The sequence below is a fragment of the Curtobacterium sp. VKM Ac-2852 genome (genome assembly GCF_013205045.1).
Classification (GTDB): domain Bacteria; phylum Actinomycetota; class Actinomycetes; order Actinomycetales; family Microbacteriaceae; genus Curtobacterium; species Curtobacterium flaccumfaciens.
In genome coordinates, this window is record NZ_JABMLI010000004.1 from 278,981 (window position 1) to 303,910 (window position 24,930).

Genomic DNA, 24,930 nt, shown 5'->3' on the forward strand with positions numbered 1-24,930 from the left:
GACGAACCCACCGGGTCCGTCGCCGTTCGTGCGTTCGTGTGTTCCCGCCTCAGGCGGCGTGGTCGGAGACCGCGTGCGCGTTCTTCCGCACCGAGGGCAGCTTGCGGTGGTCCTTGAGCAGGGACCGGGTCTCGCGGATCCGGCGGTCGATGCCCCACTTCGTCACGAGCGCCAGGCTCTCGCGCACGATGTTGCCGCTCATCTTCGAGACGCCGAACTCCCGCTCGGTGAAGGTGATCGGCGTCTCCACGACCCGCAGACCCGCCTCGAGTGCACGCCAGCACAGGTCCACCTGGAAGCAGTACCCCTTCGACGCCACACCGGCGAGGTCGATCCGCTCGAACGCCCGCGACGTGAAGACCCGGAACCCGCCGGTGGCGTCGCGCACCGCGATGCCCAGGGCGAAACGCGTGTACAGGTTGCCACCGCGCGAGAGCAGGAGGCGGTACCAGGGCCAGTTCTCGACCTTGCCGCCCTTGATCCACCGGGAGCCGAGCACCAGGTCGTTCGAGTCCGCGAGCTCGAGCATCCACGGCAGGTACTCGGGGTGGTGGGAGCCGTCGGCGTCCATCTCGACGAGCTTGGCGTAGCCGTGTTCCAGACCCCACGCGAAGCCCGACAGGTACGCGCCCCCCAGGCCGTCCTTGACGGTGCGGTGCATGACGTGCACCCGATCGGTCTCGCGGGCGATGGCGTCCGCGATGTCGCCGGTGCCGTCCGGTGAGTTGTCGTCGACGACGAGCACGTGCACGGAGTCGTCGGTCGCGGCCAACGTGCGCTCGACGATCGGCCGGACGTTCTCGGCTTCGTCGTAGGTCGGGATGATGACCAGGGTCTCGCTCATGGTGCTCCTCGTGCTCGCAGTCGAATGTATCGCTGGCTTGGTGGGTCAATCCGACGAGAGGTCTGCGAACACGATCAGATTGTCCGTGTAGTGCCCGGTGGCGGTGTCGAACGTGCCGTCGCAGGTGATGAGTCGGAGTTGCGGAGTAGGGGTGGGGCCGTAGACGTCGCTCGTCGGGAACGCCGACTTGGCGGCGCGTTCGGAACGGTCCACGGTGAAGGTGCGGGTGCTGCCGTCGGACATCCGGACGTGGACCTCGTCGCCGGCGACCAGTTCGTCGAGTCGGAAGAACACCGCGGCGCTCGTGGGACTGTCGACGTGACCGGCGATGACGGCGGGGCCGACCTCGCCGGGGACGATCCCGTCGCTGAACCAGCCCGCGCTGTCCCAGTCGACGGGCGGGTCGAGTTCTCCGGCAGCGCCGCGGTGCAGGTCCTCGAGCGAGGACCGCACGCCGATGGCCGGGATCGACACGCTGACCGGTGTGGCCGTCGAGCGGGCCTCGGGTGCGGCCGGATCCTGGAACCCGTCGGTGCCGGAACCCGAGGACGAAGAAGACGACTGCGACGTGGACGACTGCGACGGGGACGCTGACGCCGACGACGCGGCACGCTCCCCCGCGCCGCCGCCCACCGTCGACGCGACCGCCACCCCGGCCACGCCCCCGACCACCACGACGGCGGCGACCACGGCACCGATGACCACGCCTCGGCGCCGGACGGCCGAGACGCGCCCGGCGCTCCGACGGCCGCTCACGAGCCGGCTCCGACGTCGCTGGCACAGCCCCCGAGCACGTCGGAGGTCAGCATCGTCGAACCGATGGCCAGCCAGGCGTCTCCGTAGTAAGTCGGTGTGGTCGCCGCCGTCCGGGCGGCCCGCTCGAGGTCGTCGGCAGCCGCACGGGAGGAACCCGCGGCCTGCTCGGCAGCGGCCCGCGCGGTGTAGGCCAGCGCGTTCGTGTCCTGCGTCACCGGGGTGCCACCGAGGTCGAGCTGCGAGGCGAGCCGCGTCGTCCGTCCGAGCGTGGGCGCGAGGGCCGCCGCGAGCTCCCGGTCGGGCGCCGAACACGCCTCGGCGTACCGGAGCGGCGTCCGCATCGCGTCGTACCCGTAGAGCACGCGCCCGTCCCCACCGACGGGCGGCATCGGGTCCACCGATCCGTCGGCGTGGACCTGGGACCAGTCGCTGGGCAGGTCGGAGGCGTCCAGCACGGCGGCCGTCACGGCGCGCGAACCCCGGTTCAGCGCGTTCCAGCGGTCGTCCCCGGTGGCGTCCGCCAGCACCGAGAAGGCCACGGGCGAGGCGTACGAGGCGTTGTACCGGTAGGGCTCCTGATCCGCCCACGGTCCGGGCAGCAGGATCGTGCCGAGGTCCGTCCGGGCCGTCTCGTGCTGGAGGATCCCCGCCGCGATGCGCTTCCCCGCGGCGGTGTACCGGTCGTCGTCCCAGGCCTTCCCCGCGAGCACGAGGGCCCGAGCGGCGTCGAGGTCGGCGTCGCTCGCGGACTGCTCGTCGGCGACGCCCCCGTCGGACGTCCACCGCCACGCCAGCAGGTCGTCGTCGGTGAGCAGGTGGTCCCTCGTCCACTCCCAGATCGCGTCGAAGCGCGCACGGTCGTCGTTCGCGTAGGCGATGAGCAAGCCGTACGCCTGCCCCTCGCTGACGGTGTCACCACCCTGGTCGGTGCGGACGACGCGACCGTCCTCGACGTAGCGGTCCAGGAACGCCGACCGCAGCTGCTGCGGCGAGCGCGCCGCGTCGGGCGCGGTGGTCGAGGTCGGGGTCGCCGTGCCGCGAGCGGCGGTCGTGGTGCTCGACGACCAGGGGCGGACCGCGACGATCGCGACGACGATGGCGACGATGACGGCCGCCGCGGCGGCGACCGGTATCCAGGTCCTGCGGGTCATGCTGGCCTGCCTCTCCGGGGATGGTGGGGGGGGGGTCGAAGAGGAGGCACGGATCACGTGGGCCGTGCAGCGCACGTGATCCGTGCCTCCAGTCCGGGGCGTCAGCGGAACAGCGAGCGGAGCATCGCGACGGCCGCGTGGACCGTCTCGGTCACCGGACGGTCAGCGGCTGTGCCGCCACCGCCGGTCTGCACCCCGCCGGACGGGGTGGCGGCGGTCGCGGCGGCGTCCGTCACGGGCACGACCGTCAGGTTGCCCTTGCTGTCGTCGAGGACGAACAGGGTCGAGACGGTGTTGCCGGCGAGGTCGACCTTCGCGGTGCCCCGCTGGCCGCTGCCGGAGACGTCGAGCGACCACTTGCCGGCGTCGACCGTTGCGTACTTGGTGGCGGTGCCGAAGGTGGCGTCCTCGGCGATCGGGGTGCCGTCGGAGGTCTGCACGTCGACGCGCTTCGCGGTGGTGGCGGCCTGCACGAGCCGGAGCTTCGCCTTGCCGTCGCCGGGCTGCTGCAGGTCGTCGGTGAACGCGGTCGTCTTCAGCCCGTCGTTCTTGCCGTAGGCGACGACGGTGCTGGCGTCGCCCTTCTGCACGGTGACGTCGGTGGAGATGACCGGGGTGGAACCCGGCGCGTCAGCGGCGCGCATCGACAGGACGTAGGTGCCGACCGGCAGCTTCTCGTACGGGCTGACCTGGCCGTAGGTGACGTCGTCGAGTTCGAAGACGGTCTTCCCCCCGGCGAGGCTGGACAGTTCGACGTCGACGCCCTTCGTGTCCGGCGACAGGTGTCCGACGCGGAGCCAGCCCTGGTCGGCGGTCGCGGCGGAAGCGGTCTGGGGGGCGGCGAGCCCGACGGTCGCGGCGACGAGTGTGGCGGCGAGCGCTCCGATGACGACGGTGCGGCGGCGGTTCGTGGTGTGTGCGGTCATGATGGTGCTCCTTCGGGTCGAGGTGCGGTGGGCGTGCGGTCGTCGTGTCGAGGTGTGGTTCGTGGGGTTGTCATCCGGGCCGCCGCGCGAGCGGGCGAAATGCCAGGGTGTGCGCCGGAGTCCCCCGGGCATTTCGCCCGCTCGTCCAGCGGGCGTTCCGCCGCGATGCGTTCGCGGGGAGCGGTTCCGCGGCCGATCCGGCGAGCGGGCGGAATGCCGGGGTGAGTGCCGGAGCCCTCCGGGCATTTCGCCCGCTCGCCCAGCAGCAGCAACAGCACCAGCTCCAGCCCCGGCGCGGCCGAGCGATCGGGGGTCACGAGGCGCTCGTCGCGGTCGTCGTCGGGTCGGCCGGGGTGTACGTCACCGTGAGCCGTGCTCCCTCACGCTCGACCGAGTCCGGCCGGAACGCCTGGGACATGGCGTCGAAGGTCCGAGCGACCCGTGCTGCCGACGCGTCGTCGCTCGTGTGCAGGACGACGGTGCGGAACGGCTGGCCGGTCTCCCCGGTGCGCGGGGTGAACCGGTCGACCCGCACGTCCTGGTCGGCGAGCACCTGCCCGAGCGCGATCATCGCCCGCGAGTCGACCTGTCCGGCACGGAACTGCGACTTCGTGCCGTCGTCCGCACGCAGGGCCGGGTTCGACGCGAGCTCGGTTCCCAGGGTCTTCCGGACGTCGGTGGCCCGGGTGATCGCCGTCTCGGCGGCGCTGGCTCCCTCGGCATGGATCCGGCGGACCTCGACCTGCTGGTCACCGGTGCCGAAGGTCGCGACGGCCGTGGAGTTCTCGATCGCCTGCCGCACGTCGGTGGACGAGTTGCCGCCGGTGCGCATGGAGTCCGTCGTGATGACGTAGTCCGAGTCCTTCCAGCCGTTCGGGGACTGCCGTTCCACTGCTCCGTCGGTGTCGAGCTTGTAGTACCAGACGACGTTGTTCCGGGCGAAGCCGTCGTCCACGAGGTCGACCCACATGGCGTCGTCGACCAGCAGACGCGAGGACTTCGGCACGTTGTCGCCCACCCACTGCTCGGCCTGCTGCATGGGCAGGTCGAGATTGCCCAGCAGGAAGCCCCGCAGCTGTGTCCCCCACAGCGGCACCGCGACGACGAGGGCCGCAGCCGTGACGACGGCCCAGGTGATGCCGAGGCCGCGCCGCACCCTCGGGCCGAACCGCCCCCGCGTGTGGACCCGGCCGGCGATCGTCAGGACGGCACGCTCGACGGTGTACGCGACGAGGAGCGCTGCGAACGGGATGAGCATGATGACGTAGGGCACCGGCAGGTACCCGTTCGGCCGGAACATCACCGCGAGCAGGAACACGAGCATCGCGGCGATCGGTCGGACCCGTCGCAGGAACAGCCCGACGACGGCCGCGAGCGAGCCGAGCACGATGAACACCGGGTCGAGTGCCCACCACTGCGCGGCCGCCTCGTTCGCCAGGCTGCCCCCGTCGAACACGGATCCGGAAGCGGTCCGCGACCCGAGCTGGTAGGTGACGCCCTCCCACAGGCTGACTCGCCCGTTGCCCGGCACGAGTTCGCCCTTCACCGCGGCGAGCAGCAGGTACCCGCCGCCGATCAGCACGAGCACGGCCCCGGCGACGCTGAGCGTGTACCGGCGGGTGCTCTTGTCGGCGCGACGCACGGCCATCCAGATCAGGAACGGCAGTGCGAGCAGGTAGGTCTCCTTGGACAGCACGGCGATGCCGAGGCAGGCAGCGGCACCGGCGAACCCGGCGAGCTGCTGGCGACGGCTCAGCACGAGGACGAACGCGGCGAGCAGCCAGGGCGTCGCGACGTTGTCGATGTACACGGTGCGGTGGTACTGCAGCGCGAGCGGTGACAGCGCGAAGACGAGTCCGGCCGCGGCCGCCGTGATCCGTCCGGCACCGAGACGTCGGGCCAGGACGAACAGCAGGATGCTCGAGACGGCGGAGAAGAACACCATGGCCTCGCGCCCGGCCTCCACCGCGAAGGGGTAGCGCGCGAACGCCCCGGTCAACCCGGTGTACCCGGCGATCTGGATCCATCCGAGCGGCGGGTGGTCGTACCAGTACGTGTAGTGGGTGAGCTCGCCGAGGTTCGTGATCGCCCACGCCTGTGCGGTGTAGGTCCCCTCGTCGTCGATGCGCTGCGGTGTGCCCGACATGTTCCAGGCCTGGACGAGCACGGTCACCGCGACGACGGGCAGCAACCACGTCAGGCTGGCCGCGTGCCGGCGGAACCACGCCCCGACGCCGGCCCGGTGCGCGGTGGTGCCACCACGGATCGGGATGCCCGTGGTGTCGGTGATGCTGGCGGTCATCGGGTGCCTCCCGTGGTGGTGCCGGCGAACGCACGATCGGACGACGCGGCATCCGCGGACGACGCTGCGCCCGATCCGGCGCCGGCGGACGACGCTGCGCCCGATCCGTCCAGGTCCGAGGCGAAGCCGACCACCTGTCCGGTGCGGTGCTGGCCGGTGTGCTCGGTCTTCTCCCACCCGTTCTGGCCCTTGGCGTGCCGGACGACTGCCCGGACCGCCGCGGCGGCGAGGAACACCTGGTACGGCACCAGGCCGAGCACGAGCCGCACGTAGTCGCGGAACCGGACCTTCTCGCCGTACAGACGACCGAACTCGTTCAGCCCGACGATCTCGACGGCGAGCAGCATGAGCGTCGGCGCCACCGGCACGAACGACACGAGGGCGATCGCCGTCGGCACCTTGACGAACAGGATCATCAGGACGCTCAGCGGGATGAGCAGCCCGGTGGCCGCCTGGATGAACGGCATCGTGAGCATGTAGCGGGCGAAGAACCGCTGCCGGAAGGACGGCAGCTTCTTCCACTCCCCCTTGCCCAGCACCTGCAGGAAGCCCTGGTTCCACCGCGTGCGCTGTTTGAGCAGCGAGGCGAAGGTCGGCGGGGTCTCCTCGCGGGTGACGGCCTCGGGGCTGTAGGCGACGACGACCTTCGCGCCGTCGGCGGAGAGCCGCACGCCGAGTTCGCAGTCCTCGGCGAGGCAGTGTGCATCCCAGCCGTTCGACCACTCCAGGCGGGAGCGGGTCACGAAGACGGTGTTGCCCCCGAGGGGGATGAACTTGGACCCGGCGTGGAAGTGCAGGCGCGAGCGGAACCAGAAGTAGTACTCCAGGACGTTCCGGAGCGACCACCAGCTCGACGTGAAGTTCATCAGCTGGACGCCGCCCTGCACCACGTCGGCGTCGGTCTCCTGGAACCGCGAGTCGACGAGGGAGAGCAGCCGCGGGTAGACCTCGTCCTCGGCGTCGAACACCCCGACGATGTCACCCGTCGCGTGCTGGAGCGCCAGGTTCATCGCCTTCGGCTTGTTCTTCGGCAGGGTGTCGTCCACCACGACCTTGATCAGGGAGGGGTGCCGAGCCGCCGCAGCACGCACGACGGCGTCGGTCTCCGGGTCGTCCTCCCCGACGATCGCGATGATCTCGAAGTCGGGGTGGTCCTGGGTCGCGAGCATGTCGAGCGTCTGCCCCATCACGTCCTGCTCGTGCCGACCGGGCACCAGGAGCGTGAACCGGTGCGTCGCCGGACGCGGGGTCTGGCTGAAGCTGGTGGACTTCAGCGCGTCCCGGGAGCGCCAGGCGTGCAGCATCCACCAGAGGGTGGTCAACGCGATGATCGTGAGCAGCACGGAGAGGGCGATGAGGGTCGAGTAGCCGAGCCACTCGCCCAGCGACCAGGCGGCCTGTGGGAGCTGCCCCGAGCCTCCCGTCGGCACGTCCGTGGTTCCTCGGTTCGGGACGTCCCCCGTCGTCCCGGTGTCGTTGTCGGGCTGGAGCAGCGGCCCTGCGGCCGTCAGCAACACGGCTGAGATGGTCATTCGGGGAACCCCTTCGGACGTGTGTCGGTGGACCGGAAGACGAGGGCCTTGTACGCGGCGAACCGGAACGCGGTGCCGAGGACGAGGCCGACGCCGTTGCCGGCGACGTTGTCGGCGAGGGTGGACGTGAAGCCGAGGACGTAGTGCGAGACGAACAGGCAGGCAGCGGCGATGCCGAGGCCGACGAGGTTCGTGGCAGCGAAGAGCAACCCCTCGCGGACGGTCTCGCGGCGGCCGGTCTGGCGCTGGGCGCGGAAGGTGATGAAGCGGTTGCCGATCCACGCGATCGAGGTCGCCACGATGGCCGACACGATCTTCGCGGCGATGGGACCGTCCGACATGACGGTGGCGCGGAGCAGGTTGTAGACGCCCAGGTCGATGACGAAGCAGACGGCACCGATGGTGCCGAACGACGCGAGTTGCCTCGCGGTGGCGAGCAGGCGCGGGACCGAGCCAGGGCGTACGGTCCGCACCGCACCGGTGTCGGGTGACACCAGAACGGGGGTATGAGTTCGGGTCATGCCCCCGATTCGGGGGACGCGGACGGGTGGTTTGGGCGGGGTACGCGATTTGCCAGGCCCCTGCCAGATGCGCGACACATGCCGTTCATCTTGACGATCCGTCAGCTGCGGTGGTCATGGGGCGGGCACGACGGACGGGAGGCCCGGTGCCAGCTGGCACCGGGCCTCCCGTCCGTCGGTCGGTTGCCTCTACGCGGGGCGCGACGACGGGGACACGTTCTTGGACGCGTCCCGTTCCGGGATGTCGCCGAGTGCCTCGTCGATCGCCGCGAGGGCGTCCGCGTCGAGCTTGACGCCGGCGGCCTTGACGTTGTCGGTGACCTGCTGCGGACGCGAGGCACCGACGATGGCGCTCGCCACGTTCTCGTTCTGCAGGGTCCACGCGATCGCGAGCTGCGCCAGCGTGAGGCCGGCCTGGTCGGCGACGGGCTGCAGGCGCTGCACGGCTTCGAGGACCTCGTCGCGCATGAACCGCTTGATCATGTCCGCGCCACCCTTCTCGTCCGTGGCTCGCGAGCCCTCCGGCAGGGGCTGACCCGGCTTGTACTTGCCGGTCAGGACGCCCTGCGCGATGGGCGACCAGACGATCTGCGACAGGCCGAGCTGCTTCGAGGCGGGGACGACCTCGCCCTCGATGACGCGCCACAGCATCGAGTACTGCGGCTGGTTCGAGATGAGCTGGAAGCCGAGCTCCTTGGCGAGTGCGGCACCGGCGCGGATCTGCTCGGCGGACCACTCGCTGACGCCGATGTAGAGCGCCTTGCCCTGGCGGACGACGTCGGCGAAGGCCTGCATCGTCTCTTCGAGGGGGGTCTCGTAGTCGTAGCGGTGTGCCTGGTAGAGGTCGACGTAGTCGGTCTGCAGTCGCTCGAGCGAGCCGTTGATCGACTCCATGATGTGCTTGCGGCTGAGGCCGACGTCGTTGTGCCCCTTCGGGCCGGTCGGCCAGTAGACCTTCGTGAAGACCTCGAGGGACTGGCGCCGCTCGCCCTTGAGCGCCTCGCCGAGGACGGTCTCGGCGGCGGTGTTGGCGTACGTGTCCGCGGTGTCGAACGTGGTGATGCCGGCGTCGAGCGCTGCCCGCACGCACTGGGTGGCGACGTCGTTCTCGACCTGCGAGCCGTGCGTCAGCCAGTTGCCGTAGGTGATCTCGGAGATCTTGAGCCCGGAGTTGCCCAGGTACCTGAATTCCATGGTCCCGACGCTACTGGAGTGAGCGCGCACGTGAGGGGTCCCGCGAGTGCCTGTCGGGGCCGGGGTGGGCGGGGGCGCGGGGCTGGGCGCGCGAGCGGGCGAAATGCCAGAGTGCCGCCGACGGCACACCCGGACATGTCGCCCGCTCGCCTGCTCGCCCGCTCGCCTGCTCGACTCGGGCGACCCCGGCATCGGCTTCCGTGCAGCGGGTCCGGAACAGCGGGTCCAGAGCTGTCGGTGAGCGGGCCGCGCGAACGGGCGAAACACCGCCGTGCAGCCAGGCAGCCGGCACGGTGTTTCGCCCGCTGGCGGAAGCAACCATCCCTCCACAGCGGTGAAAGCGGGCCAGCCATCCACAAAGGAGGCCCGACTCACGTCCGCAAGACCGGCTCGCCGTCACGCTGTGGAGATGACCGCAAGACGGCGACTCCCGATGGCACTCCGCGACGCTTCGTTCCGAGTACGCGATGCGCTGCACCGAGGCGTTTCGCGTGGCCGACTCGACGCTCGCGATCTCATCCGACCGTTCCACGGCATCCGATCAGCGTTCCCACCGGTGTCCGTGGATGAACGTGCGAGAGCGCTCGCTCCTCGGCTCCGCCCCGATCAGGTGTTCAGCCACGTCACCGCCGCAGAGATCATCGGCGTCCCGCTGCCCAGACGTCTCGAACGCGACCAGCGGTTGCACGTCACGACGATCGGGACCGATCAAGCGCTCCGGGTTCGCGGCACGGTCGGCCACCGGGCTCGGTACGGATCAGTCCGCGCGACGATCGCACGAGGAGTGCCACTGACCACTCCGGCCGACACGTTCGTCGCGCTGGGCTCGATGCTGACGCTCGACGAACTCATCGTCGCGGGCGATGCACTCGTGGGGTGGCTCGGCTGGACGACGCTCGATGAACTCGCGCAGGCCGTCCGACGACGACGTGGCATCCGCGGGATCGTGAAGCTCCGCCTCGCGCTCGATGAGATCCGGAGGGGATCTCGGTCCCCCGGAGAGACCCGGACACGGCTGGCACTCATCCGCCGCGGACTCCCGGAACCGGCGCTCAACCTCGATGTCGTCGTCGACGGGCAGTGGATCGCATGTGTGGACCTCGCCTACCCCGATGCCAGGGTCGCGATCGAGTACGAGAGCGATCTGCACCGCACCGATCCAGCCAGCTTCCGAAAGGACCTCACGCGCGGCGAGCATCTGAAGGACGTCGACTGGTGGCTCGTCAGAGCAACAGCAGACGACCTCGGTCACGGGGTCGAGCGTTTCGTGCACCGCGTCAGGCGGCTGCTCGAGGTCGGTGCCAGAGGCGCTCACGACACGCGGTTTGCGACACTTGGGTGAACAATGGTTGACGCTTCAACCAAAACGGTGCACACTGTCGTAGTATCAACTCGATGCAGGCGCATGGAACGCGTCGCACCGCAGACTCTCGTTCGGAAGAAGGACCACCATGACGCTCACCGCTGATACCGTTCCCGGCTACAAGACCGGCACCTGGAAGATCGACCCCACCCACTCCGAGGTCACCTTCTCGGTCCGCCACCTCGCCATCAGCAAGGTCAAGGGCAAGTTCGAGACGTTCGACGCCACCGTCGTCACCGCCGAGAACCCGCTCGAGTCGACCGTCGAGGCCAACATCGACGTCGCGTCGATCAACACCGGCCAGGAGCAGCGCGACCAGCACCTCAAGACGAGCGACTTCTTCCTCACCGAAGAGCACCCGCAGCTGACCTTCCGTTCCACGAGCATCGAGGCGAAGGGCGACGACCTGCACATCGCGGGTGACCTGACCCTGCGCGGCGTCACCAAGCCGGTCGTCCTGAAGGCCGAGCTCGGCGGCTTCACCACGGACGGCTACGGCCAGGTCAAGTTCGGCGCCGAGGCGACCACGAAGATCGACCGCACCGAGTTCGGTGTGAACTGGAACGCGGCGCTCGAGGCCGGCGGCTTCACCCTGGGCAACGACGTCACGATCAACCTCGACGTCCAGTTCGTCCTCCAGGCGGCCTGAGCCGCCTCTGACGCAACGCCCGACTGAGGGCACCGAGCGTCACTCCCCGAACCCGAGAAGAACGCCCCGACTCCGCACGGAGTCGGGGCGTTCTTCGTTGCCCGCGCCGGTCCCCCGACCACGAGCGGGCGAAATACCCCGGAGCTTCGTCCTGGCTCGTCGGGCATTCCACCCGCTCGCCGATGCCGGGGCCGAAGTCGAGGCCGATCCCAGCAATCACGCCCACATCCACGCCCACGCCAACGCCCACGTCCACGCCCACGCCCGCGAGCGGACGAAACACCATGCCGGCCCCCGTGGCGCGCCTGACATTTCGCCCGCTCGCGCAAGGACCCGAGCGCCGGGTACGAGCGACCCCGGCGGAGATCGGAGGCGCGGCCGAACGGGCGGAATGCCCGGAACACGGCGGCGACGAAGTGCGGCATTTCGCCCGCTCGCGCACAGGGGCTCGCGCACAGGGGCGCGCGGAGGGGCACCAAGCGCGAGGCAGAGGCAGAGGCAGAGACAGAGCAAGGGCACCAGCGGGAGCGAGCGGACGAGCGAGGGCCGAGCGCCGCCCCCGCGTAACGTTGGCGCGTACGACAAGAGCGAGGGGAATCCACACTCCGGACCCCGAGTTGCACCAAGCGCACACGCCCGCACGACGAACAGGAGCACCACCATGGCCACCGACTGGATCGCGATGCAGGCCCTCGCGGCAGCCGAGTTCGGCCGCCGCGTCGCCGCCGTCACCGACTGGGACGCCCCGACCCCCGACTCCGAGTGGACCACCCGCGACCTCGTCGCCCACGTCGTCGACGAGCAGCGCTGGATCCCGAAGCTCCTGACCGGGTGCGACTACGCCCAGGCCCAGGCCGACCTCGAGCCGATCGGCGACGACCTGGTGGCCGAGTGGCACCGGTTCGCCACCGCGGCCACCGACGCCTGGCGGAACGCCCCGCAGGACACCCCCGTGCACCTCAGCACCGACGTCGTGCCCGCCGCGCAGTACCTCACCGAGCAGACGAGCGACATCACGATCCACACGTGGGACCTCGCCCGGGCGACCGGCACCGAGGAGTCCCTGCCCGACGAGCTCGTCCGCGCCGTGTGGGAGTACTTCGAGCCGCAGATCGAGGACCTCGCCGCCACCGGTCTGTACGCACCCCCGGTCGACGTCACCGAGGACTCCCCGCTCCAGGTCCGTCTGCTCGCGGTCACAGGCCGCGATGCCAGAGTGACGGCATGACCACCGACACGAAACGCCTCGGCAACTCGGGGCTCGAGATCAGCAGCGTCGTCCTCGGCATGATGTCGTACGGCGACCCGGACCGGGGCTCGCACGCCTGGAGCGTCGGCATCGACGAGGCCCGCCCGTTCGTCCGCCGCGCGTTCGAGGCCGGCATCACGACCTTCGACACCGCGAACGTCTACTCGGACGGCAGCAGCGAGGAGATCACCGGCACGCTCCTCGCCGAGCTGGCTCCGCGCGAGGACGTCCAGGTCTTCACGAAGGTCTTCAACCGGATGCGTCCCGGCCGGAACGGTGCCGGGCTGTCCCGCGCGGCGATCATGCACGAGATCGACGCTTCCCTGACCCGGCTCGGCACGGACTACGTCGACCTGTACCAGATCCACCGCTTCGACCCGGTGACGCCGATCGAGGAGACCATGGAGGCCCTCCACGACGTCGTGAAGGCCGGCAAGGCGCGCTACATCGGCGCGAGCAGCATGTGGACGTGGCAGTTCGCCGAGATGCAGCACACCGCGGAACGCCACGGCTGGACGAAGTTCGTGAGCATGCAGGACCAGTACAACCTGCTCGAACGCGAGGAGGAGCGCGAGATGCTCCCCTTCTGCGAGCACACCGGCGTCGGCGTGATCCCGTGGAGCCCCCTGGCCCGCGGCCGCGTCACCCGCCCCTGGGACGCCTCCGGTTCGGGCTCGCGCGCGCAGACCGACGAGTTCGGCAAGACCCTCTACAAGCAGGACGAGGACGCCAACCGCGCGATCGTCGACGCGGTCGAGGCCGTCGCCACGGAGCGCGGCGTCCCGATGGCACAGGTCGCCCTGGCCTGGGTCGCCGGCAAGCCCGCGGTCTCCGCGCCCATCGTCGGCGCGACGAAGGAACACCACATCGACGACGCGGTGGCCGCAGCGTCGCTGACGCTCACCGACGACGAGGTCACGCGACTCGAGTCCGCGTACACGCCCCGGGTGCCGTCGGGTTTCTGACGCCCCCACGAGCGGACGGGAGGCACGGTGCCAGCTGGCACCGTGCCTCCCGTCCGTCAGGTGGTCGCGGTGACGGCCGTGGTCAGGCGACCGCGCTGCCGTCAGCGCGCTGCAGGCGTGCGATGCGCCGCCGCGCGGCTCGTTCGGAACCGGTCTGGTCGTCGAGCACCGCACCGATCCCGTCGAGCACGAGCTTCGTGGTGCGGACCACCGGCAGCTCCACCGGGCCGACGATCGGCGCACGGAGGCCGAGGAGCGAGCGGTGCCGCGGGTCGAGCGTGGACACCGCTCCCTGGAACACGGCGCGGTAGCCGGGTCGCAGCAGGCGGGACAGCGGCGGGTCCTTGATGAACCGGACGACGTCTCGGGTGCGCGAGTCCACCAGGAGTTCGCCGCGGTCGAGGTACCCGTTCATCTGGGCACGGAGCTCCGCCTCGGACTCGGGCGGGTCGACGATGCGCATGAGCCGCCCGGCCTCGGCCCACTCGCGCACGTAGGCGTCCGCGCCTCCGGGGATCGGGCCGCCCCAGCGCTGGGCGGCGCGGAGGAACGCGTCGGTGAAGGCGAGGTGCACCCAGCGTGCCAGGTCCGGGTCGTTGGCCGCGTAGGGACGGGTGGTGCCGTGCGCGTCGACGTACTGCCCACGGACCCGCTCGTGCAGCCGGAGCACCCAGTCGCTGCCGCTGCGGGCGGTCTGCCGGTCGCCGTACGTGACCGTCGCGATCCACCGGCTGGTGCCCGCCAGGCGACCGAACGGGTCCTCGCGGTACCGGGAGTGGTCGGCGACGCCGGCGAGCGCGCCGGGGTGCAGCGCCTGGACGAGCAGTGCTCGCACGCCGGCGACGATGCCGTGGCTCCCGCCGTGCACCGCCCACGTGGCGGAGCCCGGACCGAAGAAGCCCGCGTCGGTGCCGTGTTCGAGGTCGTCCATCCAGGCTTCCGTGCCGGTCGAACCACCCGTGAACGTCTGGTTGAGGCGGGACCGGAAGACATCGGAGACAGTGGACATGTCGTCATGTTCCGTCCGTCACCTGGGCGCGGGGGTGCCATCGCGCAAAGTGGCCCTCCCAGCGTGCACGGGGGTGGCCCACTAGGTTGGGTCGGGTGAGCATCGACACGCCTCGTCCCTGGCTTGCCTCGTACGCCCCGGGGGTCCCGCACGACATCGAGGAACAGAGTGGTTCCCTGTACGACCTGGTCGAGCAGTCGGCCCGGAAGTTCCCCAGGCAGGTCGCCCTCGAGTTCTTCAAGCGCACCACGAGCTACGCCGACCTCGAGGAGCAGATCCTCCGCGCGGCGAACGGCCTGCGGAAGCTCGGCGTGGGCGCGGGTGACCGCGTCGCCATCGTCCTGCCGAACTGCCCGCAGCACATCGTGGCGTTCTACGCGGTGCTCCGGCTCGGCGCGATCGTGGTCGAGCACAACCCGCTGTACACGCCGCGGGAACTCCGCCACCAGTTCGAGGACCACGGCGCCAAGGTCGCCATCGCGTGGGACAAGTCCGTCGCGACGCTGCAGGACTTCCCGGCCGACGTGCACCTCGACGCGATCGTCTCGGTCGACATCACCCGGGCCATGCCCCGGAGCACCCGGCTCGCCCTGGCGCTGCCGGTCGCGAAGGCCCGCGAGTCCCGCGCGAAGCTGACGGCGAAGGTGCGCGGCACGGTCAAGTGGGACGACCTCGCCGACACCCGGAAGCTGTCGAAGCGGCACCCGCGACCGGCGACCGACGACGTCGCGCTGATCCAGTACACGTCCGGCACCACCGGGACGCCGAAGGGCGCGGTGCTGAGCCACCGGAACCTGCTGGCGAACGCCGCGCAGGCCCGGGCGTGGGTGCCGCAGATCCGCCGCGGCGACAACGTCGTGTACGCGGTGCTGCCGATGTTCCACGCCTACGGCCTGACGCTCTGCCTGACCTTCGCGATGAGCATGGCCTCGCGGCTCGTGCTCTTCCCCGCGTTCGACCCCGCCCTGGTCCTGACGGCGATCAAGCGCCACCCGCCGACGTTCCTGCCGGCCGTGCCGCCGATCTACGCCCGGCTGCAGCACGCGGCCGACTCGGCGAAGGTGTCGCTCAAGGGCATCGAGATCGGCATCTCCGGTGCCATGCCGCTGTCGCAGGACATCGTCGAACCGTGGGAGGCCCGGACCGACGGCTACCTGGTCGAGGGCTACGGCCTGTCCGAGTGCTCCCCGGTCCTGATGGCCAACCCGGTCTCCCCCGAGCGTCGACTCGGATCGATCGGCCTGCCGCTGTCCTCCACCGAGGCGCGCGTGGTCGACCCCGACGACGACACGAAGGTGCTCGGAATCGACGAGCCCGGCGAACTGCAGGTCCGTGGCCCGCAGGTGTTCCGCGGCTACTGGGGCAAGGCCGAGGCCACCGACGAGGTCTTCACGCCCGACGGCTGGTTCCGCACCGGCGACATCGTGGCCATCGACGCCGACGGGTACGTCCGGATCGTCGACCGCCTCAAGGAACTCATCATCACCGGCGGCTTCAACGTGTCGCCGTCCGAGGTCGAGGACACCCTGCTGAAGCACCCCAGCGTCAAGGAGGTCGCGGTCGTCGGCATCACGCAGGGCGGCAACGAGCAGGTCGTCGCCGCGGTCGTGCCGAAGGACCCCGCGACGTTCGACGGGGCCGCGCTCCGGGCCTGGTCGCGCGAGCACCTGGCGGCGTACAAGGTGCCACGCCGGGTCGTCGTGGTCGAGGACCTGCCGCGCTCGATGATCGGCAAGGTCCTGCGGCGGAAGGTGCGGGACCAGATCCTGGACGGCTGACGCGTGGGCGCCGGGCGGCGCCGCTCAGCCGGCCCGCCGCGCGGGCAGCGCCAGCACGGACAGCCCGGCCACCACCAGCACGATCCCGGCCCATCCGCCGGTCCCCAGGCGCTCCCCCACCACGAGCACCGCCAGCACCGCTGCCACGACGGGCTCGAGCAGGGACAGCAGCGTCGCGACCGACGCCGTCACCGTCCGGAGCCCGAGCGCGTACAGCGAGTGGCCGATCACCGTCGGCACCAGCGCCAGGTACAGGAACACCGGCCAGTTGTCGGCGTCGGTCAGGAACGGCCCGCCCGCCACCAGCGCGAGCACGACGAGCGGCACCGCGGCCACCCCGAACACCGCGCCGACGAGCCCGCGTTCGTTCGGCCCGCGGGCGGCCCGTGCGGCCGCGACCCCGACGTCCCCGCCGACACGCATGCTGTCGGACTCCGCTCGGACGACGGCGATCGGCATCCGGCTCGTCGCGGCGTGCATCCCCCGCGCCACCGCCCACGAGTACAGCGCGTACGTCAGACCGGCGACCAGGGCGCTGCCGACGCCGACCGCGAGTGACCGCCCGCCGCCGTCGTGCTCGGAGCGCGCGAGGGTGACCACGACCATGCCGACCACGCTCACCAGGGTGGCGAGGACCCACCGACGGGTGACGCGTCTGCGGTCGGCGACCCACTCGACCAGGCCGGCGAAGACGGGCGAGGACCCGATGGCCAGGGTCGTGCCGAGCGCGACCCCGGCGTCGGCGAGGGCCGCGTAGAACGCGACCGCGTAGACCACGAGCGATGCGGCCCCGAGCAGTGCCCAGCCGCGCGTCCGGCGCTGCGTGACGGCACGCAGCGTGCCCCGGCCCGCGGTCGCGGCGAGCACGAGGCCGCCGAGCCCGAAGGTGACCGCACCGAACACGAACGCCGGCACACCGGGCGCGAAGTGCGTCGCGGTCCCGGTGGTGCCCCAGACCGCCGCGGCGACCGCGATCGCCGCCAGGCCGCCGACGGGCCTGGAGGCACGCCCCGCGCCCGGTCCGTGCCTCACGAGACGTGGACGCTGGGCCGTCGGTTGACCTCGGGTTCCGCTTCGCGCAGGACCTCGCGCGTGACGGGGGCGACGTCGCCGGCGCCGGTGAACACGAAGCGCAGGGCGTTGCGGATCGGGCTGCCCTCGTTCCACTCGAAGTAGATGCTCGGCACCACCCCGGCGAGGTCGCGGATGGCGAGGAGCGTCGACGCGATGGTGTTCGGGACGTTGCCGGAGCGGACCTTGAGCACGCGGAACCCGTGGATGACGTGGCCTTCGACCACCAGGTCCTCTTCGAAGTCGGACGAGTCGGCGGGCAGGACCTCGAGGAACATCGTCGGCACGCGGGCCGGGATGCCCGAGTCGCGGCGTTCCTCGCGCCCCTTCGCCCGGTACGCCTCGGCCGTGCCGGCACCGGGCTCGTTCGCGATGATGCAGACCGAACTGAACTGGTCGGCGTCGGCCTCGACGAACTGCCGGGCGGTCGCGTCGAGCTCGATCGACGACGCCCGGAGCTCGAACGAACGCCGCACGCGCGAGATGAGCGACACCACGACGATCGCGATGATGAAGATCGCCGCGATCCGCACGCCGTCGGGCCGCTCGATGACGTTGGCGACCGTGGTGTAGACGAACACGATCGAGATGACACCGAACGCGATGGTGCGCTTGCGCTGCTGCTTGCGGCGCGCGGACAGCGTCACCGCGACCGCTGCGCTCGTGATGAGCACCAGCACGCCGGTGGCGTAGGCGCCACCCTGGGCGTCGACGTCGGCCTGGAAGATGATCGTGATGACGAACGCGATGAGCGTGAAGATGATCACGAGGGGACGCACCGCACGCGCCCACTGCGGTGCCATGCCGTAGCGGGGCAGGAACCGCGGCACCAGGTTGAGGAGCCCCGCCATCGCGCTCGCACCGGCGAACCACAGGATGGCGACGGTCGAGAAGTCGTAGATCGACCCGAACACCCCGCCCATGTACTCGTGCGCCAGGTACGCCAGGGCACGGCCGTTCGCACCGCCGCCCGGCTGGAACTCGCGCTGCGGGATGAGGAACGTCGTCACGATCGACGACGTGATGAGGAAGGAGCTCATGATGAGCGCCGCGACGGTCAGCAGTCGCTTGGTGCCGCGGATCCGGCCCTCGGGTCGGTCGCTGGTGTCGTCACTGGCGTCACCGCGGACCTGCGGCATCACCGCGACGCCGGTCTCGAAGCCGGAGAGCCCGAGCGCGAGCTTCGGGAACACGATCAGGGCGATGCCGACCATCACGAGCGGGTTGCCGTGCTGTGCCGTCAGCCCGGACCACCAGTCGCTGGCCACCATCGGGTTCTCGAACACGTGCCAGAGGGCGACGATGATGACGACGGCGTTCAGGGCGAGGAACACCGCGACGAGCCCGACCGCGATGCCGATGGCCTCCTTGAACCCGCGCAGGAACACGATGCCGAGCAGGAGCAGCAGCGCCAGGGTGAGCGGCACCGGGATCTCGGTGAACCAGTGCGGCGTGTACGGGTTCTCGGCGATGTGCGCCGTGGCGTCGGCCGCCGACAGGGTCATCGTGATCATGAAGTCGGTCACGGCGAACCCGAGCAACACCAGCACGAGGAGCTTGCCCGCCCACCACGGCAGGAGCTTCTCGAGCATCATGATCGACCCGGCGCCCCGGAAGCTGTCGTGGGCGATCCGGCGGTAGACCGGCAGCGCCCCGAACAGCGTGACGAGCACGAGGACGATCGTCGCGATCGGCGACAGCAGCCCCGCGGCGAGCGCGGCGATGGCGGGCTGGTACCCGAGGGTGGAGAAGTAGTCGACGCCGGTCAGGCACATGACCCGCCACCACGGGTGGGTCTTCTCGACCTCGACCTGGTGCGGGCCCTGGTGCGAGGCGCCCTGGTCGGCCCCGTGCAGCATCCACCGGCGCAGGCGGGTGCTGCGGTCGAGGGGCTGCTCGGTGGCGTCGCGCTGGGCGGCCCGCTCGGCGTCTGTCGCGGTCACGTGGTTGATGCTAAGCCGTCCGGGTGACCCCCGCGCACACCTGGACAGCCCGGTGCACGGAGCGGTCCGACTAGCGCCGTGTGCGGGACAGGGCCGCCACGATCCCCGTCACGACCAGCAGCACACCGGCGGCGATGCAGGCGGCCAACAGCAGGGTCGTGGTGTCCACTGAGAACATCGGCAGCGCACTCACGGCCATCGCTCCGGCGAACACCAGGAGCAGCACGCCCCAGAGGATCGTGCCGAAGCGTGCACCACCGCGTCGGGGCCGGCAGGCGGGCCCGTCCGGAGCCACCGGGGAGGCCACCGGTGCAGTCGCCGCGTCGTTCGTGGCACCGTCGTTCGTCGAGCCGTCGTTCGTCGGGTTGTCGTTGGTCGTGCTGTCCGTCGTCATCGTCCCGTTCCTCACTCGCCGACCGTGATCGCCCGCGGCACCTCGACGCCACCGCCGAGGATCCACAGGTGCACCGTCGTCGTCTCGTCCGCGTCGGCCGTGCGTGCCGCACGGTTCTCGAGCGTGGTGGTCCGGAGCACCCCACCGGTGCCGTCGTCGTCGCCCCCGCCGGTGTCGATCCCGTAGCCGACACCGCTCACCTCGACCCGCACCGGCAGGTCGGTCGGCAGCAGCACCTCGGCTCCGCCGGCGCCCAGCCAGAGGCTCACGTCGCCCCCGACGGCCGACGGCTCGAGTCCGCGGAGGTCCAGGGTGGGACCGCCCGCCAGCATCGCGAAGTCCCGTTCGGTCCCCGAGGCGGCGCGTTCGACCTGCCACGTCGTGCCGCCGATCAGCGAGACCTGGGTGCCGGCGGGCAGGACCCCGGTGACCACGAGGGCCACCGCGGCGACCGTCGAGAACAGTCCGAGGACGTCGTCGTCACGGCCGCGGATCCCGGCGACGATCGTGGCGATGGCCAGCACCGCGAGCGCGGCAGCGATCCCGAGGACCGGGACGGACCACCCGGCCTGCTGCGCCCAGAACGCGACGCCGGCTCCGGCAACGAGCGCGAGTCCGAGGGACACGGCGACGTACGCCGCCCCGGGGCGCCGCTCGGCCCGCTCCGCCCGCCGTTCGGCCGTCCGCTCGCGTTCCGCGCGCAGCCGCTCCTCGTGCTGCCGTCGCCGGTCCTCGGGGCTCACCGGTGCACCCCACTGCCAGGAGGCCCGACCCGCGTCCGGCGCGCCGGTCGCCTCCGCGGTCCACGCGCTCGGGGCCGGGCGCGGCTCCTCGGGGCTGGTCCAGAAGTCGCCCCGCGGTGCGGCGGTCGGGCCGGTGCCGGTGCCGGTGCTCGCTGTCCGATCACCGTCCACCCCGCGTCGGGCCAGGACCACGATGAGCCACACGATCCCGCCGACGAGCACGATGCTCCACCCGGTGGCGAGGGTCGCCTCGAGCCAGCCGGGCATCCCCCAGGCGTCCGGGACCCCCTGCCACCAGAGACCCCGGGCCGCGGGCACGAACGTCAGTGCCACGAGCGCGGCGATCGCGATGAGCGCCGGGTCGAGGACCCCGCGGATCATCCGTTCGACGTGGATGCGTCCGGCGGTGTCGGGCAGCAGCGCCCAACCGACGGCGTAGGCGAGGAAGACCGGTCCGCCCAGCAGCGCGACGACGATCGTCACGCCGCGGACCACGAGGGGGTCGAGCCCGGTGCGGCGGGCGACGGCGCCGCACACGCCGGCGAGCCAGCGGTCGTCGGTGCGCGCGATGCCGAGGCCGCGGACCCAGTCGAAGAACCGGGTCGTCGAGTCGGCGCTGCTGGCGGCGGTGCCAGGAGCGGAGTCGTGCTGGTGATCGGTCATGGCCACCAGCATCCCGGCAGTGCTGCGCCGGCACCATCGGGGTTCCCCCTGACCGGTCCCTGATCCCGGCCCCGGATCCTGCTGTGACCGCCGTCCGGGTGCCAGGATTGCCCCATGGCCACCGCGACGATGACGCGCCCGACCCCCAGGGTCGTCGGCGGGGTCTGCAGCGGGTTCGCGGCGCACACCGGGCTGCCGGTCGGGGCCGTCCGGCTCGCCACCGCGGTCCTGGTGGTCTGCGGCGGCGCCGGGCTGCTGCTGTACGCCTGGCTCTGGGCGACCGTGCCGAGCGCAGCCGCCGGAAGCGCACCGCTCAAGTCCGTGCTGACCCCCGCCGCCGACGTCGACCAGGACGAGCCCACCGCGTCCGCCCGGCACGCCCCGGTCGTCGAGATCCTGCTCGGCGTGGCCCTGCTCGCGGCCGCCGGGGCCGTCGTCGCGGCACGGATGGGCGCGACGGTCCCCCTCGAGGTCGTCGTGCCCGCCGTCGTGGTCGTCACCGGCGCCGCACTCGCCTGGCGGCAGTTCGACGCGCTCCGCAACGTCCGCACGGCCGGGTCCTCCGCCCTGGTCGTCCGCGCGCTCGGAGCCCTGGTGCTCGTCGTGCTCGGCATCCTGCTGTTCTTCACGACGAGCAGCCGCCCCAACGTCTGGACCGTGCTCACCGCCGCGGTCGCCGTCCTGGTCGGGGTCGCCGTCGTGGTCGCCCCGTGGGTGGTCCGGCTCGTCCGCGACCTCGCCGAGGAACGCGCCGCCCGCGTCCGCGACCTCGAGCGGGCCGAGTTCGCGGCGCACCTGCACGACTCGGTGCTGCAGACCCTCGCCCTCATCCAGCAGAAGGCCGAGCCGGGTTCGGACGCGGCGCGGTTGGCGCGGGCGCAGGAGCGCGAGCTGCGGTCCTGGCTCTTCACCGAGCAGGCGGAACCGGCACGCGACCTCGGCACGCAGCTGCGGGACGCTGCCGTGGACATCGAGGCCGAGTACCCCGCCCGCATCGAGGTCATCGCGGTCGGACCCGCCCGCAGCGACCTGCCGGACGGGCTCGTCGCCGCCGCCCGCGAGGCGATGCTCAACGCCGCCCGGCACGCCGGTGGGACCGTGAGCGTGTACGCCGAGACCGCCGGTGAGCGGGTCGAGCTCAGCATCCGCGACCGCGGCCCGGGCTTCGACGTCGACTCCGTGCCCGCGGGCCGGTACGGCGTCCGCGAGTCGATCATCGGCCGGATGCAGCGCCTCGGCGGCCTAGCGACCATCGCGCCGGGGCCGGGCCGCACCGGCACCGAGGTCCGGCTGACCCTGCCGCTCGCACCCGCCACCCACGACGAGGAGCACGCATGACCGGACCCGCCCCGTTGACGGTCGCGATCGTCGACGACCACTCCATCTTCCGAGCCGGCGTGCGCGCCGGGCTGCCACCGGGCCTCCAGGTCGTGGGTGAGGCGGCGACCGTCGACGAAGCCGTGACGCTCGTCGCGGCCACGCGCCCGCGCGTGGTCCTGCTCGACGTGCACCTGCCGGGCGGCGCCGGCGGCGGCGGTGCCGAGGTCATCACGCGGTCCGCACCGGGGAACCCGGACACCCGGTTCCTCGCGCTGAGCGTGTCGGACGCCGCCGACGACGTGGTGCGGGTCATCCGGGCCGGCGCCCGCGGGTACATCACGAAGAGCTCGTCGAGTGCCGAGGTCGCCGAGGCCGTGGCCCGCGTGGCGGACGGCGACGCGGTCTTCTCGCCGCGCCTGGCCGGCTTCGTGCTCGACGCCTTCGGGGCGGTCAGCGGCGAGACGGCGCAGCACGACGCCGAGCTGGACCGCCTGTCCGCCCGCGAGCAGGAGGTCATGCGGCTCATCGCGCGCGGGTACGCCTACAAGGAGGTCGCGACGGAGCTGTTCATCTCGGTGAAGACCGTCGAGACACACGTGTCGAAGGTCCTGCGGAAGCTCCAGCTGTCGAACCGGCACGAGCTGACCGCGTGGGCGCTGCAGCGCAAGCTGCTCTGATCACTTCGCGCTGATCCTTGTGTACTTGTTCACCGCCCACGGGACGAAGACCACGAGCATCACGGCGATGCCGATCAGCACCGTCAGCACGGGGTGCTGCATCGTCCAGATGTCCGGTACCGGCGCGGACCCGACGTTGCCGAAGAGCTCTCGCGCGGCCTGCACGAGCGACGACACCGGGTTCCACTCCGCGAACACGCGCAGCACCAGCGGCAGGGTGTCGCTCGGCACGAACGCGTTCGAGATGAACGTCAGCGGGAACAGGATCATGAACGAGGCGTTGTTGATGACCTCGGGCGTCTTGACGCTCATGCCGAGCAGCGCCATGACCCAGCTGAACGCGTAGCTGAACAGCAGCAGCAGGGCGATGCCTGCCAGGAACTCGAGCGGCGACGAGTTCACCCGCCACCCGACCGCCAGGCCGGTGAGCATCATGATCGCCATCGAGATCGAGTTGAGGACGAGGTCGGAGTTGGTGCGCCCGACCAGGACCGCGGACGCCGACATCGGCAGCGTCCGGAACCGGTCGATCAGCCCTTCCTTCAGGTCCTGCGCCATCGCCGATCCGGAGAACGTCGCACCGAACACCACCGTCTGCGCGAAGATCCCCGCCATCAGGAACTGCGTGTAGTCGGTCCCCTGGACCTGGATGGCGCCGCCGTACACCTGGCTGAACAGCAGCACGAACATGATCGGCTGCAGCACGGCGAACACGAGCATGTCCGGCGACCGCTTGAGCTTGATGAGGTTCCGCTTGGTGACGGTCCAGCCGTCCTCGACCCAGACGGCGAGCGGCGAGGTGACGACGACGGGCAGCTGGCGGCCCGGCGCGAGGGACGTGGTGGTCATCGTGCCGTCTCCTTCTGCTTGGTGGCCGCGGGTTCGTCGGCGTCGTCGTCCGTCGCGGCGTGTCCGGTCAGGCGGAGGAAGACGTCGTCGAGGGTCGGGCGTCGCATGCCGGCGTCGTGGAGTTCGATGCCGGCCGCGCCCAGGTCGGCGAGCACGCGCTGCAGGGCTGCCGGTCCGGCCTCCACCGCGATGGCACGGGTGCGGCCGTCGCCCGAGGTCTCGACCTCGCCGACCCCGTAGCGGCGGAGCACCGTGGTCGCCGCGTCGCCGTCGGTCTCGTCGACCAGGGTGACGACCACCCGGTGCCCGCCGACCTGCGCCTTGAGCTGGTCCGCGGTGCCCTCGGCGATGACCGCCCCGTCGTCGATGACCGCGATGTCGTCGGCGAGCCGGTCGGCTTCCTCCAGGTACTGGGTGGTGAGGAGCACCGTCGCGCCCTCGGCCACGAGGTCCTCGATGATGCCCCAAAGCGCCAGCCGGCTTCGGGGGTCGAGGCCCGTCGTCGGCTCGTCGAGGAACAGCACGCGCGGGTTCATCACCAGCGCCCCGGCGAGGTCGATGCGTCGCCGCATGCCGCCGGAGAAGCCCTTCACCGGACGGTCGCCCGCCTCGGACAGGTCGAAGACGTCGATGAGCTCCCGGGCACGATCGCGCGCGGTCCTGCGGCCCAGGTGGTAGAGCCGCCCGATCATCTCGAGGTTCTCGAATCCGGTCAGGTTCTCGTCGACCGCCGCGTACTGCCCGGACACCCCGATGGACCGCCGGGTGGCCTGCGGGTCGCCGATCACGTCGATGCCGTCGATCGTCGCGGTGCCCGAGTCGGGCGTGATGAGGGTGGTGAGCACCTTCACCACCGTGGTCTTGCCCGCGCCGTTCGGCCCGAGCAGTGCCTTCACGGTGCCCTGCGGCACCGACAGGTCGAGTCCGGCCAGCGCGTGCACCGGCCCGGACTTCGACTTGTAGGTCTTGGTCAGCCCGGAGGCTTCGATGATGGCCATGTCGCTCCTTCGTCGGACACGGTGGGTACCCGG

Annotated in this window: 22 protein-coding genes; 7 read left to right on the plus strand and 15 right to left on the minus strand. The window is 71.3% G+C overall.

Translation table 11 applies throughout. The features are described 5' to 3' along the window. Positions 1-49: 49 nt before the first annotated feature. From HQQ79_RS16370 to HQQ79_RS16405, 8 genes are all read right to left on the minus strand, one after another. Positions 50-844 (minus strand): polyprenol monophosphomannose synthase, encoded by a 795-nt coding sequence (locus HQQ79_RS16370; RefSeq protein ID WP_173035688.1) that lies wholly within the window; start codon positions 842-844, stop codon positions 50-52. Between the two features lie 45 nt (positions 845-889). Further along, complete coding sequence (locus HQQ79_RS16375) at positions 890-1,600, minus strand: class F sortase (RefSeq protein ID WP_173035690.1); 711 nt, start codon at positions 1,598-1,600, stop codon at positions 890-892. Continuing rightward, on the minus strand, positions 1,597-2,751 hold the full coding sequence (locus HQQ79_RS16380; protein ID WP_173035692.1) for a glycosyl hydrolase family 8: 1,155 nt from the start codon (positions 2,749-2,751) through the stop codon (positions 1,597-1,599). The genes HQQ79_RS16375 and HQQ79_RS16380 overlap by 4 nt, the downstream gene beginning before the upstream one ends. Before the next feature lie 101 nt (positions 2,752-2,852). Beyond that, entirely contained in the window at positions 2,853-3,677 is an 825-nt protein-coding gene (locus tag HQQ79_RS16385) for a DUF4397 domain-containing protein (protein ID WP_173035694.1), read from the minus strand. Positions 3,678-3,990: 313 nt separating this feature from the next. Next, complete coding sequence (locus tag HQQ79_RS16390; RefSeq protein WP_173035696.1) at positions 3,991-5,979, minus strand: glycosyltransferase family 39 protein; 1,989 nt, start codon at positions 5,977-5,979, stop codon at positions 3,991-3,993. After that, the gene (locus HQQ79_RS16395) at positions 5,976-7,511 is read right to left on the minus strand and encodes a glycosyltransferase (protein ID WP_173035697.1); all 1,536 of its coding nucleotides are present in this window, start codon (positions 7,509-7,511) and stop codon (positions 5,976-5,978) included. The genes HQQ79_RS16390 and HQQ79_RS16395 overlap by 4 nt, the downstream gene beginning before the upstream one ends. Beyond that, positions 7,508-8,005, minus strand: a complete 498-nt coding sequence (locus HQQ79_RS16400; RefSeq protein WP_367948119.1) for a GtrA family protein — start codon at positions 8,003-8,005, stop codon at positions 7,508-7,510. Before HQQ79_RS16400 ends, HQQ79_RS16395 begins: the two co-directional genes overlap by 4 nt. Positions 8,006-8,221: 216 nt before the next feature. Continuing rightward, positions 8,222-9,226, minus strand: coding sequence for an aldo/keto reductase family protein (locus HQQ79_RS16405; RefSeq protein WP_027464631.1), 1,005 nt, complete (start codon positions 9,224-9,226; stop codon positions 8,222-8,224). A gap of 556 nt (positions 9,227-9,782) precedes the next feature. Here HQQ79_RS16405 and HQQ79_RS16410 point away from each other — a divergent pair. The 4 genes from HQQ79_RS16410 to HQQ79_RS16425 all read left to right on the plus strand — a co-directional run bounded on the left by HQQ79_RS16410 (position 9,783) and on the right by HQQ79_RS16425 (position 13,452). Beyond that, the gene (locus HQQ79_RS16410) at positions 9,783-10,568 is read left to right on the plus strand and encodes a hypothetical protein (protein WP_216852640.1); all 786 of its coding nucleotides are present in this window, start codon (positions 9,783-9,785) and stop codon (positions 10,566-10,568) included. Between the two features lie 109 nt (positions 10,569-10,677). Next, on the plus strand, positions 10,678-11,238 hold the full coding sequence (locus tag HQQ79_RS16415) for a YceI family protein (RefSeq protein WP_027464630.1): 561 nt from the start codon (positions 10,678-10,680) through the stop codon (positions 11,236-11,238). 661 nt (positions 11,239-11,899) lie between these two features. Next, positions 11,900-12,466: a TIGR03086 family metal-binding protein gene (locus HQQ79_RS16420; protein ID WP_027464629.1), complete on the plus strand. Its 567-nt coding sequence runs from the start codon at positions 11,900-11,902 to the stop codon at positions 12,464-12,466. Next, entirely contained in the window at positions 12,463-13,452 is a 990-nt protein-coding gene (locus tag HQQ79_RS16425) for an aldo/keto reductase (protein WP_027464628.1), read from the plus strand. The genes HQQ79_RS16420 and HQQ79_RS16425 overlap by 4 nt, the downstream gene beginning before the upstream one ends. A gap of 82 nt (positions 13,453-13,534) precedes the next feature. On the opposite strand, the gene HQQ79_RS16430 is transcribed toward HQQ79_RS16425, so the two are convergent. Beyond that, positions 13,535-14,461, minus strand: a complete 927-nt coding sequence (locus tag HQQ79_RS16430; RefSeq protein WP_110864492.1) for an oxygenase MpaB family protein — start codon at positions 14,459-14,461, stop codon at positions 13,535-13,537. Between the two features lie 95 nt (positions 14,462-14,556). Between HQQ79_RS16430 and HQQ79_RS16435 the strand changes: the two genes are divergently transcribed. After that, positions 14,557-16,239 (plus strand): long-chain-fatty-acid--CoA ligase, encoded by a 1,683-nt coding sequence (locus HQQ79_RS16435; RefSeq protein ID WP_071246596.1) that lies wholly within the window; start codon positions 14,557-14,559, stop codon positions 16,237-16,239. A gap of 24 nt (positions 16,240-16,263) precedes the next feature. Here HQQ79_RS16435 and HQQ79_RS16440 read toward each other — a convergent pair whose 3' ends face one another. From HQQ79_RS16440 to HQQ79_RS16455, 4 genes are all read right to left on the minus strand, one after another. Continuing rightward, positions 16,264-17,271 carry an EamA family transporter gene (locus HQQ79_RS16440; RefSeq protein WP_173035703.1) on the minus strand — a complete coding sequence of 336 codons (1,008 nt, stop codon included), beginning with the start codon at positions 17,269-17,271 and terminating at the stop codon, positions 16,264-16,266. Continuing rightward, on the minus strand, positions 17,268-19,169 hold the full coding sequence (locus HQQ79_RS16445) for an amino acid transporter (RefSeq protein ID WP_254066360.1): 1,902 nt from the start codon (positions 19,167-19,169) through the stop codon (positions 17,268-17,270). Before HQQ79_RS16445 ends, HQQ79_RS16440 begins: the two co-directional genes overlap by 4 nt. A 154-nt stretch (positions 19,170-19,323) precedes the next feature. Continuing rightward, entirely contained in the window at positions 19,324-19,647 is a 324-nt protein-coding gene (locus tag HQQ79_RS16450) for a hypothetical protein (protein ID WP_173035707.1), read from the minus strand. 11 nt (positions 19,648-19,658) lie between these two features. Next, complete coding sequence (locus HQQ79_RS16455) at positions 19,659-21,053, minus strand: PspC domain-containing protein (protein ID WP_173035709.1); 1,395 nt, start codon at positions 21,051-21,053, stop codon at positions 19,659-19,661. 114 nt (positions 21,054-21,167) lie between these two features. Between HQQ79_RS16455 and HQQ79_RS16460 the strand changes: the two genes are divergently transcribed. Both HQQ79_RS16460 and HQQ79_RS16465 read left to right on the plus strand, forming a co-directional pair. Next, entirely contained in the window at positions 21,168-22,391 is a 1,224-nt protein-coding gene (locus HQQ79_RS16460; RefSeq protein ID WP_173035711.1) for an ATP-binding protein, read from the plus strand. Next, positions 22,388-23,050 (plus strand): response regulator transcription factor, encoded by a 663-nt coding sequence (locus tag HQQ79_RS16465; protein ID WP_111057048.1) that lies wholly within the window; start codon positions 22,388-22,390, stop codon positions 23,048-23,050. Before HQQ79_RS16460 ends, HQQ79_RS16465 begins: the two co-directional genes overlap by 4 nt. Here the strand turns inward: HQQ79_RS16465 and HQQ79_RS16470 are convergent, their stop codons facing one another. Both HQQ79_RS16470 and HQQ79_RS16475 read right to left on the minus strand, forming a co-directional pair. After that, a complete protein-coding gene (locus HQQ79_RS16470; protein WP_051596514.1) occupies positions 23,051-23,899 on the minus strand; it encodes an ABC transporter permease in 849 nt (282 codons plus the stop codon). It lies immediately after the preceding gene. Continuing rightward, positions 23,896-24,897: an ATP-binding cassette domain-containing protein gene (locus HQQ79_RS16475; protein ID WP_173035713.1), complete on the minus strand. Its 1,002-nt coding sequence runs from the start codon at positions 24,895-24,897 to the stop codon at positions 23,896-23,898. The genes HQQ79_RS16470 and HQQ79_RS16475 overlap by 4 nt, the downstream gene beginning before the upstream one ends. Positions 24,898-24,930: the final 33 nt, after the last annotated feature.

Coding starts and splice junctions, on each gene's coding strand:
- HQQ79_RS16380 (WP_173035692.1), bottom strand. CDS start 2,751: ATGACCCGCAGGACCTGGATACCGGTCGCCGCCGCGGCGGCCGTCATC.
- HQQ79_RS16470 (WP_051596514.1), bottom strand. CDS start 23,899: ATGACCACCACGTCCCTCGCGCCGGGCCGCCAGCTGCCCGTCGTCGTC.
- HQQ79_RS16465 (WP_111057048.1), top strand. CDS start 22,388: ATGACCGGACCCGCCCCGTTGACGGTCGCGATCGTCGACGACCACTCC.
- HQQ79_RS16475 (WP_173035713.1), bottom strand. CDS start 24,897: ATGGCCATCATCGAAGCCTCCGGGCTGACCAAGACCTACAAGTCGAAG.
- HQQ79_RS16415 (WP_027464630.1), top strand. CDS start 10,678: ATGACGCTCACCGCTGATACCGTTCCCGGCTACAAGACCGGCACCTGG.
- HQQ79_RS16420 (WP_027464629.1), top strand. CDS start 11,900: ATGGCCACCGACTGGATCGCGATGCAGGCCCTCGCGGCAGCCGAGTTC.
- HQQ79_RS16460 (WP_173035711.1), top strand. CDS start 21,168: ATGGCCACCGCGACGATGACGCGCCCGACCCCCAGGGTCGTCGGCGGG.
- HQQ79_RS16425 (WP_027464628.1), top strand. CDS start 12,463: ATGACCACCGACACGAAACGCCTCGGCAACTCGGGGCTCGAGATCAGC.
- HQQ79_RS16455 (WP_173035709.1), bottom strand. CDS start 21,053: ATGACCGATCACCAGCACGACTCCGCTCCTGGCACCGCCGCCAGCAGC.
- HQQ79_RS16370 (WP_173035688.1), bottom strand. CDS start 844: ATGAGCGAGACCCTGGTCATCATCCCGACCTACGACGAAGCCGAGAAC.
- HQQ79_RS16445 (WP_254066360.1), bottom strand. CDS start 19,169: ATGCTGCACGGGGCCGACCAGGGCGCCTCGCACCAGGGCCCGCACCAG.
- HQQ79_RS16405 (WP_027464631.1), bottom strand. CDS start 9,226: ATGGAATTCAGGTACCTGGGCAACTCCGGGCTCAAGATCTCCGAGATC.
- HQQ79_RS16390 (WP_173035696.1), bottom strand. CDS start 5,979: ATGACCGCCAGCATCACCGACACCACGGGCATCCCGATCCGTGGTGGC.
- HQQ79_RS16385 (WP_173035694.1), bottom strand. CDS start 3,677: ATGACCGCACACACCACGAACCGCCGCCGCACCGTCGTCATCGGAGCG.
- HQQ79_RS16450 (WP_173035707.1), bottom strand. CDS start 19,647: ATGACGACGGACAGCACGACCAACGACAACCCGACGAACGACGGCTCG.
- HQQ79_RS16395 (WP_173035697.1), bottom strand. CDS start 7,511: ATGACCATCTCAGCCGTGTTGCTGACGGCCGCAGGGCCGCTGCTCCAG.
- HQQ79_RS16430 (WP_110864492.1), bottom strand. CDS start 14,461: ATGTCCACTGTCTCCGATGTCTTCCGGTCCCGCCTCAACCAGACGTTC.